9 protein-coding genes and 1 tRNA gene are annotated in these 11,337 nt (G+C 70.5%); 7 read left to right on the forward strand and 3 right to left on the reverse strand.

Features of this window, described 5'->3' with window-relative positions; all coding sequences use genetic code 11:
• The 3 genes from V7Z97_RS08320 to V7Z97_RS08330 all read left to right on the forward strand — a co-directional run.
• Positions 1-820: WYL domain-containing protein (locus tag V7Z97_RS08320; RefSeq protein WP_334162716.1), on the forward strand; the 820-nt coding region annotated here is incomplete at its 5' end.
• A 30-nt stretch (positions 821-850) separates the two neighbouring features.
• Entirely contained in the window at positions 851-1,003 is a 153-nt protein-coding gene (locus V7Z97_RS08325; RefSeq protein WP_334162718.1) for a hypothetical protein, read from the forward strand.
• Between the two features lie 139 nt (positions 1,004-1,142).
• Entirely contained in the window at positions 1,143-3,188 is a 2,046-nt protein-coding gene (locus tag V7Z97_RS08330) for a prolyl oligopeptidase family serine peptidase (RefSeq protein ID WP_334162720.1), read from the forward strand.
• Positions 3,189-3,207: 19 nt separating this feature from the next.
• Here V7Z97_RS08330 and V7Z97_RS08335 read toward each other — a convergent pair whose 3' ends face one another.
• Positions 3,208-4,164, reverse strand: coding sequence for a flavodoxin domain-containing protein (locus V7Z97_RS08335; RefSeq protein WP_334162722.1), 957 nt, complete (start codon positions 4,162-4,164; stop codon positions 3,208-3,210).
• Positions 4,165-4,214: 50 nt separating this feature from the next.
• A tRNA-Cys gene (locus tag V7Z97_RS08340) sits at positions 4,215-4,288 on the reverse strand.
• A 121-nt stretch (positions 4,289-4,409) separates the two neighbouring features.
• Between V7Z97_RS08340 and V7Z97_RS08345 the strand changes: the two genes are divergently transcribed.
• From V7Z97_RS08345 to V7Z97_RS08360, 4 genes are all read left to right on the forward strand, one after another.
• A complete protein-coding gene (locus V7Z97_RS08345) occupies positions 4,410-4,982 on the forward strand; it encodes a protein-L-isoaspartate O-methyltransferase family protein (RefSeq protein ID WP_334162831.1) in 573 nt (190 codons plus the stop codon).
• Positions 4,983-5,107: 125 nt separating this feature from the next.
• Positions 5,108-6,670 carry a TolC family outer membrane protein gene (locus V7Z97_RS08350; protein WP_334162724.1) on the forward strand — a complete coding sequence of 521 codons (1,563 nt, stop codon included), beginning with the start codon at positions 5,108-5,110 and terminating at the stop codon, positions 6,668-6,670.
• A 110-nt stretch (positions 6,671-6,780) separates the two neighbouring features.
• Positions 6,781-7,368, forward strand: a complete 588-nt coding sequence (locus V7Z97_RS08355) for a DUF2497 domain-containing protein (protein ID WP_334162725.1) — start codon at positions 6,781-6,783, stop codon at positions 7,366-7,368.
• Positions 7,369-7,541: 173 nt separating this feature from the next.
• Positions 7,542-10,208 (forward strand): valine--tRNA ligase, encoded by a 2,667-nt coding sequence (locus V7Z97_RS08360; protein ID WP_334162727.1) that lies wholly within the window; start codon positions 7,542-7,544, stop codon positions 10,206-10,208.
• Here V7Z97_RS08360 and V7Z97_RS08365 read toward each other — a convergent pair.
• Entirely contained in the window at positions 10,205-11,329 is a 1,125-nt protein-coding gene (locus tag V7Z97_RS08365) for a hypothetical protein (RefSeq protein ID WP_334162728.1), read from the reverse strand. The two genes, V7Z97_RS08360 and V7Z97_RS08365, sit on opposite strands and share 4 nt — an antisense overlap.
• Positions 11,330-11,337 lie beyond the last annotated feature (8 nt).

Below are 11,337 nucleotides of genomic sequence, written 5' to 3' on the forward strand. Positions count from 1 at the left end.
CACCCGCCGCTTCCGGATCCCCAGCGGGCTGGACGGCCTCTTCCAGGCGCCGACCGCCGAGGAGCTGGCGGCGCTCAACGCCGCCGCGGAAGCCTGGGCCCTGCAGGGCGCCCACGGCCGCGCCGCGGCGCTGAAGTCCCTGGAGCAGAAGGTGCTGTCGGCCACCCGCGCCGCCGCCCGCCGCCGGTTGGCGCCGGACCTGGAAGCCCTGTTGCAGGCCGAGACCATCGCCGTCCAGGCCGGACCGCGGCCGTTCGAGGACGAGGCGGTGCTGGCCACCGTCCGCGACGCCCTGAAGGGCCTCTCGCCCCTGCGCTTCCGCTACGAGGGCGGCTCCACGCCCGGCCGGGTGCGGGAAGTGACACCCTACGGGGTGCTGTTCGGCCGCGCCAACTACCTGGTGGCGGCGGAAGGCGAGGGGACCCCGCGCAACTGGCGGCTCGACCGGCTGCGCGACGTGGAGGTGACCGGCCGGCCGGCGCGCCGCGACCCGGACTTCTCCCTGCAGGACTACGCTGACGAGAGCTTCGGCATCTATCAGGACGACACGGAGGACGTGGTGCTGCGCATCCTGCCGGCGTCCGCGGAGGGGGCGATGCGCTGGCGCTTCCACTCCGACCAGGTGCTGGAGCCCCAGCCGGACGGCTCGGTCCTCGTCCGCTTCAGGGCCAGCGGCATGCGCGAACTGGCCTGGCACCTCTTCACCTGGGGCGACCAGGTCCAGGTGCTGGCGCCGCAGCGGCTGCGGGACATCCTGGTCGAGCAGATCGAACTCGCCCGCCGCGCCCATACGTCCGGAACTGACGCACCGGCGGCCTAGCTGTTCCTCCTCGTCAAGAGGAGCAAGCCCATGACCGTCGTCGCCGATTACGCCGCGCTCTACGAGCTGGAGATCCGCCCCCGCCGCCGCGTCCGCCGGGTCCTGGCGCTCGCCGTCTGGGCCGGGCTTTTCCTGCTCCGCCCGAGGCTGGCGCTGGAGATCTGGCGCGACCGGCGCGGCTGAGGGCCCGCCACGGTCGCTTTGCGACGCCTTGCCTCTTGAGCCCGACCGCGGCTTCGCGCTCTATCGGCGCCCAGTGCACGTCGGGGTTCCTGAGATGAAAGCGCGCTTCCTAGCGACCATGTTGGCCGGAGTATTTCTGATGGGCGCCGCCCCGAACGACGATCCCTACGCGTGGATGGAGGAGATCGAGGGCGCCAGAGCCCTGGAGTGGGCCAGGGCGGAGAACGCCCGCAGTCTGCCCCAGCTGCAGAACGACCCGCGCTACCCGGCCCTCTATGAGGACGCGCTGAAGATCGCCACGGCGACGGACCGCATCCCGGGCGTCTACTTCGCCGGGGACGGCCAACTCTACGACTACTGGCAGGACCGCGAGCACGTGCGCGGCATCTGGCGCACGACCACCCTGGAGACCTACCGCGCGGGCGCGCCCCAGTGGCGCACTGTGCTCGACGTCGACGCCCTGGCGAAGGCCGAGAGCGCCAACTGGGTGTGGCATGGCGCGAACTGCCTGCCGCCGGAGGATCGCCTCTGCCTGGTGGCCCTGTCGGACGGCGGCAAGGACGCCGACATCGTCCGTGAGTTCGACACCTCCACCGGCAAGTTCGTCGACGGCGGGTTACGACTGCCGGAGGGCAAGCACCGCTACAGCTGGGTGGACCGCGATACCCTGGTGGTCGCCACCGAATGGGAGAAGGGCCAGGTCACCACCTCGGGCTACCCCTACGTCCTGAAGCTGGTGAAGCGCGGCCAGCCGCTTTCGGCGGCGACCGAGGTGTTCCGTGGGGAGGCCAGGGACGGCGGCTACGGCGTCTCGCCGATCGTGCTGCGCGACCCGGACGGCAAGGTGCAGGCGATCCTGGCGCACCGCCCGCTCGACACCTTCAACGCCGAGCACTACCTGGTCACCGACGCCGGGCCGAAGAAGCTCGACCTGCCCACCAAGGCCAGCGTCCAGGGTTATGTGGCCGGCCGGCTGCTGGTGACGCTCGAACAGGACTGGGCGGCCAGGGGCTTCAGGGAAGGCGACCTCCTCGACTTCGACCTAGCGGCGGTGAAGGCCGATCCCGCCCGGCTCGCCGGCCGGCTGGTGCTGCGCCCCACTGAGACCCAGGCGATCGAGCAGGTGGCGACCACCCGCAACCGGCTGGTCGTGGCGCTCTACGACAACGTGAAGGGCCAGATCCTCAGCTTCGCGCCGAAGGGCGACGGCTGGGCGTCGACGAAGCTCGACCTGCCGAAGGACTCCTCGATCTCCATCGGCTCCGCGACCGAGAACGACGACCGGATGATCGTCTATGCGACCAGCTACCTGACCCCGTCGCAGCAGTTCCTCGCGGACGCCTCGACCGCCGAGACCGCCGTGCTGAAGACCGCACCCGCGCGGTTCGACGCCTCGAAGCACATGGTCGAGCAGCACTGGGCCACATCGAAGGACGGCACGAAGGTTCCGTACTTCGTGGTGCGGCCGAAGGACCTGAAGTTCGACGGCTCCGCCCCGACGCTGCTCTACGCCTACGGCGGGTTCCTGGTCAGCCAGACCCCCGGCTACGCGTCGACCGTCGGCAAGCTCTGGCTGGAGAAGGGCGGCGTCTATGTGGTGGCCAACATCCGCGGCGGCGGCGAGTTCGGGCCCCGCTGGCACAACGCCGGGCTGAAGCTCAACCGTATGCGGGTCTACGAGGATTTCTTCGCGGTCTCCGAGGACCTGATCCGGCGCAGGATCACCAGTCCGCGCCGCCTGGGCATCATGGGCGGCTCGAACGGCGGCCTGCTGATGGGCGTGGCCCTGACCAAGCGGCCGGAGCTCTACAACGCCGTGGTCATCCAGGTGCCGCTGTTCGACATGATCGGCTACACCCACATCGGCGCCGGCGCCTCCTGGGTGGGCGAGTACGGCGATCCGGCCGTGCCGGCCGAGCGGACGGTGATCGAGAGCTATTCGCCGTACCAGAACCTGAAGCCGGGGCAGAAGTACCCGCGGGTGTTCCTGGAGACCTCCACCAAGGACGACCGGGTGCATCCGGCCCACGCCCGCAAGGCGGGCGCTCGGCTCAAGGAGTACGGCTATGACTACCTCTATTACGAGAACATCGACGGCGGGCACGCCGCGGCCGCCAACCTGAACGAGCGGGCGATGCGGCAGGCGCTGGAATACACCTACCTTCACCAGCAGCTGATCGACTGAGGTCCGGCGAGGGGCGCCTTTACCAGGCGAAGGGCCGCCCCTCGGTCCCAGCCTGGACCGTGGCCCGGAAGGTGTCGAGGAAGCCGTCCAGGGCGGCGTAGTCGGTAAGGTCGTAGTGGCCGCGGTCGGCCACTGCGTCGCCGCGCGAGCGGGCGATCAGCGTCACGGCCAGCCGCTTGAAATAGTCGTAGCTGCTCGGGCGGATCGCGCCGCCGGCGTGGTGGACGAGCCGCGGCGTCCAGAGCGTCTCGGTCTGGAAGGTCTGGACGAAATCATCGAGCCCCACGTGGTCCGGCTGCTCGACCCCGGCGGCGGAAAGGGACGTCGACAGGAAGGCGGAGGGCAGGGCGTTCAGCACCGCATGGTTGGCGCGGGCGAAGGCGGTGACCGACGCCTGGTATCGTCCCCAGTGGACGGAGGCGGCCACCAGCACGCCCGCCAGGCCGGCCGGATCCAGCGTGCGCCCCGCCTGGGCGGCATGCACCAGGGTCACCGCGTGGCCGTGCGTTCGCAGCCGGTCGGCGGCCGCGCCCGCCAGGCGCTCGGTGTGGCCTTCGGTGCTGCCGAACACCACGAGCACCGGCGCCTCCTCCGCCGGGAAGGCTCGGGCGACCGGTCCGGCGAGGCGCATGGGCGCGGGCTCCGGCCCCTCGGGTGGCGGCGTCTCCGGCGACAGGCGGGCCGCCCTTGCCTGCAGGTCGATGATCTGGCGTCGGATATCCTCGGCGTCCGCTGCGGACAGGGCTCCGATCACGTCGAGAACGCTCGCCTCCTGCGGATCGCTCGGGCGGCGCTTGGTCAGGGCCCCGTGCAGGCGGGCGAAGTCCTCCCGCAGGGGGCCGGGGGGAAAGTGCTCCGGCAGCAGGGTGTGCAGACGGAGGTGCGCGGCATAGAGCGCATCACGCAGGTCTCCGTCATGGGCGGCCAGAGCCTCGACGGCCTCGCTCAGCCGCGCCTGGAGATAGGGAACCCGCATACCGCCTCAACGCGGCGAGGGCGCAAACGCACCTTGGATCAGTGGGAGGTTGGAGGCCTGACCGGGAATCGAACCCGGGTGCACGGATTTGCAGTCCGCTGCGTCACCACTCCGCCATCAGGCCAACCGGAGGGCGCCTCGCTAACAGAACGGCCGGCGCCCGGCAACGTCTGTCAGCGGGCCGCATTGCGTTGGCGCGCGACGCGGACCTATAAGCCCGCGTCGTTCCCTTGCTTCCAGAGGACCTGATGGCCGACCTCGCCGCCGCCCGCCTGAACATGGTGGAAAGCCAGGTGCGCACCCAAGACGTCACCGACGTGCGCATCCACGACGCCATGCGGGCCCTGCCGCGGGAACGGTTCGTGCCCGAGGGGCGCGCATACCTCGCCTATGCCGACACCGAGGTGGAGTACGCTCCGGGCCGCTTCCTCCTGAAACCCCGGGACGTCGCCAAGCTCCTGCAGGCCCTGCGCCCGATGCCCGGCGAACGCGCCCTGGCGATCGCCGCGCTCTACGCGGGCGCCGTGATCGAGGCGATGGGCGTCTCCGTCACCCGGCTGGACGGCGAGGACCTGACGGCGCTCGGCGGCGAGCGGTACGACCTGATCGTCTGCGAGGGCGCGGTGGCGCGCGCCCCCCAGGCCTGGCTCTCGGCCTTGGAGCAGGGCGGCCGGCTGGCGGTCGTCGAACGGGACGGGCCTGTGGGCAAGGCCTGCCTGTATCTGATGGCCGAGGACGGCGTGGGCCGGCGCGAGCTTTTCGACGCTACGCCGCCGGTCCTGGCAGGCTTCGAGGCGCAACACGGTTTCGCCTTCTAGGCGCCGCAGCAACACCGACGAAACCTCGGAGTGAAAAAAGCTTAAGGTGACGCCTGGTTGGTCTTGGCCCTAGGGGTTGCGTATAGGGGCTACAGTCTCTCTCGCCTAAATATCGGGGATATCGAATGTCGAAGAGCCTTCGCGGCCGCCTCCTCGCCGCGATCTTCAGCGTGGGGGCCGCCGGCGCGATCGCCGCGCCCGCCGCGGCCGAGACCCTCGCCGACGCCATCGCCATGGCCTACGAGTCGAACCCCACGCTGCAGGCGCAGCGCGCCACCCAGCGCGCGCTCGACGAGACCTATGTGCAGGCGCGTTCCGGCTGGCGGCCGACGCTCAGCCTGACCGGCTCCGCCAACTACAGCGAGACCCGCACGCCGCGGATGGCGCTGATGGTCGACACCAACGGCGACGGCGTTCCCGATACCCAGCGCCCCGGCACGACGACCTTCTCCGAGTCCAACTCCGCCGCCGCAGGCCTGTCCTTCTCACAGCCGATCTGGACCGGCGGCCGCGTGGCCTCCGCGGTCTCCGCCGTGCAGTCCGACATCCTGGCCGGCCGCGAGAACCTGCGCCGGATAGAATCGCAGGTGATCGGCCAGGTGGTCCAGGCCTACGCCGACGTCCGCCGCGACCAGGAGGCCCTGCGGATCCGGCAGGAGAACGTCTCCGTCCTGCAGCGGCAGCTGGAGGAGTCCGACGCGCGCTTCGAGGTCGGCGAGATCACCCGCACCGACGTCGCCCAGTCGCAGGCGCGCCTCGCCGCGGCCCAGTCGCAGCTGCAGGTGGCCGAGGCCCAGCTCGGCAACAGCCGCTCCAACTACGCCGCCGCCGTGGGCCGCAATCCGGGGACCCTGGAGCCGGAGCCGTCGCTCGCCTTCCTGCTTCCCCCGACGGTGGACGAAGCCTTCACCGTCGCCGAGTCCTACAACCCGCAGCTCCGCGCCCAGCAGTTCGCCGAACAGGCGAGCCGGGCCCGTGTCGCCGGCGCTCGCGCCGAGCGCATGCCGACGGTGTCGGTGAACAGCGGCCTGACCTTCGGCGGCCCCGCCGAGCCGTTCGACCGGGACCTCTACTCGCGTGAGTTCACGGCGCGCGCGACCGTGACGGTGCCGCTGTTCAACGGCGGCCTCACCACCTCGCGCATCCGCCAGTCCATCGAGCGCAACAACGCCGACCGGATCAACATCGAGACCCAGCGTCGCACGGTGCTGCAGCAGGTCACCCAGTCCTGGAACCAGCTGATCGCCGCGCGGGCCAACATTGGCTCCACCGCCGAGCAGGTGCGCGCCGCCCGGATCGCTGCCGAGGGCACCCGCCAGGAGCAGCAGGTCGGCCTGCGCACCACCCTCGACGTGCTGAACGCCGAGCAGGAACTGCGCAACGCCGAGCTCTCGCAGGTCAGCGCCCGCCGCGACGAGTACGTGGCCGCAGCCTCCGTGCTCTCGGCCATGGGCCGGCTCGAGGCCCGCAACCTGATCCCGACGGAACCGCAGTACGACGCCAAGGCGAACTACCGGAAGCTGCGCATCACCTGGGGCTGGGTGCCCTGGGAGGAGCCGATCTCGATCATCGACCGGACGGTCGCCGTGCCGCCGATCCCGCAGCCGAAGGACAAGCCCGTGGAGGCGCCGATCCCGCCGGGCCTGCAGCCGCCGCCGGTCCAGGACGCGGCCCCGCCGCCCCGCTAGGCTGTTTCGCGCGTCGGGCGAATTCGTCGCGCCCCGCAAATTGCGCGAACGGTCGGGGGCGCTTAGGCTAGCGCCTAGGGATTCTCACTCTCACCGGCGGTCTCAAGCCCATGTCCGAGCAGACTTCGCAAGAACCGACCATGGAGGAGATCCTGGCCTCCATCCGCCGGATCATCTCCGAGGACGAGGCTCCGGCCGCCGAGGCCAAGGACACGCCGCCGCACGGCGACGAGCCGCCGACGCCCGTCGAAGCCGAGCCGGAACCCGTGGCGGAAGCCGCGCCGCCTCCCGAGCCCGAGCCCATGCCCGAGCCGGAACCCGTCGCCGCCGCCCCCGAGCCCGAGCCGGTCGAGGCGGACGACGAGCCCCTGGAGCTCACCGACAAGGTCGAGACCCACGGCGACCTCGACGTCTACACCCCGTCCGCGGCCCCGCCGCCGGAACCGGCGCCCGAGCCCGTCGCCGCCGCAGAGGTCGCGCCTCTGGTCAGCGAGCGCGCCGCCACGGCCGCCGCGTCCGCCTTCGACCGCCTCACCCAGACCATTGCCATGCCGGCCGACGGCCGGACCCTCGAGGACGTGGTCCGCGAGCTGCTGCGCCCGCTGCTGCAGCAGTGGCTGGACGACCACCTGCCGGCCATCGTCCAGCAGGCGGTCGAGGCCGAGGTCGAGCGCATCGCCCGCGGCCGGGTACGGTAGGCTTTCCACCGCTCATCCCCGCGAGAGCGGGGACCCAGCTGTTTTTGTGCTAGTGAGCCCGGGAAGCTCGCAGGCCGCGGTCAGCCCTCTGCTGAAAACGGAAAAAGCCTGGGTCCCCGCTTTCGCGGGGATGAGCGGAATTGTATTGGACCGCGCCAGCTAGAAACCGCTCCATGCTCGAAAAAACCTTCGATCCCAAGACCGTCGAACCGCGCCTCTACGCCGCCTGGGAGGCCTCGGGCGGCTTTGCGCCCACGGACGACCCGGCCGCCGAGCCGTTCTCCATCGTCATCCCGCCGCCGAACGTCACCGGCTCGCTGCACATCGGGCACGCGCTGAACAACACCCTGCAGGACGTGCTGATCCGCTTCGAGCGGATGCGGGGCAAGGCGGCGCTGTGGCTGCCCGGCACCGACCACGCCGGCATCGCCACCCAGATGGTGGTCGAGCGCCAGCTGGCGCAGCAGGGCAACCAGGGCCGCCGCGACCTGGGCCGCGACGCCTTCGTCGCCAAGGTCTGGGAATGGAAGGCCGAATCCGGCGGGACCATCGTCAACCAGCTCAGGCGCCTCGGCGCCTCCTGCGACTGGTCGCGCGAGCGCTTCACCCTCGACGAGGGCCTGAGCGCCGCCGTGCGCAAGGTGTTCGTCACCCTGTACAAGGAGAAGCTCATCTACCGCGACAAGCGGCTGGTGAACTGGGACCCGCACTTCCAGACGGCGATCTCCGACCTCGAGGTCGAACAGCGCGAGGTCGACGGCCACTACTGGCACTTCGCCTATCCGCTGGAGGACGGCTCGGGCGAGATCGTCGTGGCCACGACCCGGCCGGAGACCATGCTGGGCGACACCGCCGTCGCCGTGCACCCGAGTGACGAGCGCTATAGGCACCTGATCGGCAAGTGCGTGCGCCTGCCGATCGTGGGCCGGCCCGTGCCGATCATCGCCGACGAATACGCCGACCCGGAGAAGGGCTCCGGCGCGGTGAAGATCACCCCGGCCCACGACTTCAACGACTTCATGGTCGGCAAGCGCAACAACCTGCCGATGATCAACGTCTTCGACGACTTCGCGAAGATCAACGACAACGCGCCCGTCGAGTACCGCGGCCTGGACCGCTTCGCCGCCCGCAAGAAGGTGGTCGAGCAGTTCGAGGCGCTGGACCTTCTCCGCGGCATCGAGAAGACCCGCCACATGGTCCCGCACGGCGACCGCTCCGGCGTTGTCGTCGAGCCCTACCTGACGGACCAGTGGTACGTGAACGCCGAGGTCCTGGCCCGCGACGCGATCAAGGCGGTGGAGACCGACCGCACCGTCTTCGTGCCGAAGCACTGGGAGAAGACCTACTTCGAGTGGATGCGGAACATCCAGCCGTGGTGCATCTCGCGCCAGCTGTGGTGGGGCCACCGCATCCCCGCCTGGTTCGGTCCGGACGGGAAGGTCTTCGTCGCCGAGACCGAGGACGAGGCGAAGCGCCAGGCCCGTGAGCTCTACGGGCGCGATGAGCCGCTGAAGCAGGACGAGGACGTCCTCGACACCTGGTTCTCGTCCGCGCTCTGGCCGTTCTCGACGCTCGGCTGGCCGGAGAAGACCGACGACCTGCGGCGCTTCTACCCGACCCACACCCTGATCACCGGTTTCGACATCATCTTCTTCTGGGTCGCCCGGATGATGATGCAGGGCCTGCACTTCATGGGCGAGGTCCCGTTCAGGCGGGTGTTCATCAACGCGCTCGTCCGCGACGCCTCCGGCGCGAAGATGTCCAAGTCCAAGGGCAATGTCCTGGACCCCCTGGAGCTGGTGGACGACTTCGGCGCCGACGCCCTGCGCTTCACCCTGACCGCCATGTCGGGGGCCGCGCGCGACATCAAGCTCTCGCGCCAGCGCATCGAGGGCTACCGCAACTTCGGCACCAAGCTGTGGAACGCCACGCGCTTCGCCCAGATGAACGGCTGCGCCCGCGCCGAGGGCTTCGACCCCGGTCAGGTGAAGGGCGTCCTGAACCGCTGGATCGTCGGCGAGACCCAGCGGACCGCGAAGGTGGTCACCGACGCCCTGGCCGACTGCGGCTTCGACCAGGCGGCGGACGCCCTCTACAAGTTCATCTGGCGGCAGTTCTGCGACTGGTACGTCGAGCTCGCCAAGCCGATCCTCACCGGCGAGGACGAGGCGGCCAAGGCCGAGACCCAGGCGACCGCCGCCTGGGCGCTGGACCAGATCATGCTCCTGCTCCACCCGGTGATGCCCTTCCTCACCGAGGAACTGTGGGGCCAGACGGCCGACCTCGGCGCCCCGCGCGCCCACAAAGGCTTCCTGATGACCGCGCCCTGGCCGGAGCTGCCGGACACCCTGGTCGACGCCCGCGCCGACGCCGAGATCGAGCTCATCATCGAGAGCATCTCCGAGGGCCGGTCGGTGCGCTCGGAGCTGAACGTGCCGCCGTCCGCCCGTCCGCCGCTGCTGGTGGTCGAGGCGAGCGAGGCCCAGAAGAAGGTGCTGTCCGAGAGCGCGCCGCTGATCGCGCGCCTGCTGCGCGTCGAGGAGGTCCGCTTCGTGGACGCCGCGCCCGCGGGGGCGATCCCCTACGTTGTGGACGGGGCGACGCTGGCCCTGCCGGTGGCCGAGTTCATCGACCTGGCCGCCGAGCGCGCGCGACTCTCCAAGGAGGTGGCGAGCCTCGCCGCCGACATCGAGAAGACGGCGAAGAAGCTCGGCAACCCCGACTTCGTCGCCCGCGCGCCGGAGGAGGTGGTCGAGGAGAACCGCGAGCGCCTGGCCGAGGCCGAGACGGCCAAGGCCAAGCTGGAAGGCGCGCTGTCGAGGCTGACCGCGGTCGCCTAGTCGGCGCCGCGCCTGGCCTTCGGGGGGGCGGTGTCGGCCTTGGCGGCCGCCGCTTCCTTTTCCTGGTGGCGGGCGCCGGCCAGGATGCCGGGCAGGGCGTAGTTGCCCTCGTGGCAGGCGTATTCGTAGACGCGGCCGCTCAGGGGCGCGAAGGTGTACTCGCCGCCCCAGGGGGCGTCCCAGGTCTCCGGGTCTTCCACCTGGAAGCGGTAGAGAATCCGGCTGGGCGAGACCCGGGTGAACCACTCGGTCACCTTCAGGTTCTTCCACGACCCCATGAAGCTCTGCGCCTCGGGGATGTGGGTAGTTTCGACCACAAGGGTGTTCCCCTCGTAGCGGCCGATCGAATCGCCCATCCACGGCCGGACGTCGTCGGTGCGGTGGGTCCCGTTCAGCCGGATGACCCGGGCGTCGTGGATCATCTCCACCTCGATCACCACGGCGTCGGCCGTCTGTAGGATCTGGTAGTTGTTGTTGTAGTAGCCGTTCGGCAGCATCGGCGGGCCGGCGTTTCGCCCGAACCCGATGATGCAGCGCTCGCCGAGCGAGCGGTTCTCGTAGCTGTCGTAGACGTCCCGGTACTGGCCGGATCCGGCCGCCGCGGATGCGCCCTTCCTCCGCGGCGGCGGCTGGCCGTTGGCGGTGGTCAGGATGGAGGTGCGGTACTCGCCGTTCACCTCCACGAGGTGGGCGCCGGGATCGATCCAGAAGGTGTTGTACCCGCCCACGTCGCCGCCCGCGGCCGCGAAGTCGGGCCGGATCTCCAGCAGCTTGGAATCGCTGAACCTGGCCTGCACGGCCTCGGTGGTCTCGTTCGGATCGCTGGGCGCGTCGGACTCTGCGAGCGCGGCGGCCCACATCTTCTCGAACGCCTGCGCCTCCTGGGCGGTGAGCGTCGCCTTGTCCGAGAGTCGGCGGTTACGGGTCAGCGGGGTGAGGGTGGCGTTGCTCCAGTAGCCGGCGAGGTCCGGCTGGCCGAAGGCGTTGCGGGGCGGTTTCCAGCCTGGCGGCGGGATGCTGGCCGCGGCGGTGGCTGAGGGCGGGCCGGGCTCCGGTGCGGCCAGCGCGGCGGCCGCTGTGCCTAGGGCGGTAGCAAGGGCGAGAACGAGGACGCGTCGCATGAGGCGGC

Source organism: Phenylobacterium sp., from assembly GCF_036821595.1.
Classification (GTDB): domain Bacteria; phylum Pseudomonadota; class Alphaproteobacteria; order Caulobacterales; family Caulobacteraceae; genus Phenylobacterium.

Bases quoted from the DNA above. Each gene is read 5' to 3' on its own strand.
- V7Z97_RS08325 (WP_334162718.1), top strand. From the start codon at position 851: ATGACCGTCGTCGCCGATTACGCCGCGCTCTACGAGCTGGAGATCCGC.
- V7Z97_RS08330 (WP_334162720.1), top strand. From the start codon at position 1,143: ATGGGCGCCGCCCCGAACGACGATCCCTACGCGTGGATGGAGGAGATC.
- V7Z97_RS08335 (WP_334162722.1), bottom strand. From the start codon at position 4,164: ATGCGGGTTCCCTATCTCCAGGCGCGGCTGAGCGAGGCCGTCGAGGCT.
- V7Z97_RS08350 (WP_334162724.1), top strand. From the start codon at position 5,108: ATGTCGAAGAGCCTTCGCGGCCGCCTCCTCGCCGCGATCTTCAGCGTG.
- V7Z97_RS08355 (WP_334162725.1), top strand. From the start codon at position 6,781: ATGTCCGAGCAGACTTCGCAAGAACCGACCATGGAGGAGATCCTGGCC.
- V7Z97_RS08360 (WP_334162727.1), top strand. From the start codon at position 7,542: ATGCTCGAAAAAACCTTCGATCCCAAGACCGTCGAACCGCGCCTCTAC.
- V7Z97_RS08365 (WP_334162728.1), bottom strand. From the start codon at position 11,329: ATGCGACGCGTCCTCGTTCTCGCCCTTGCTACCGCCCTAGGCACAGCG.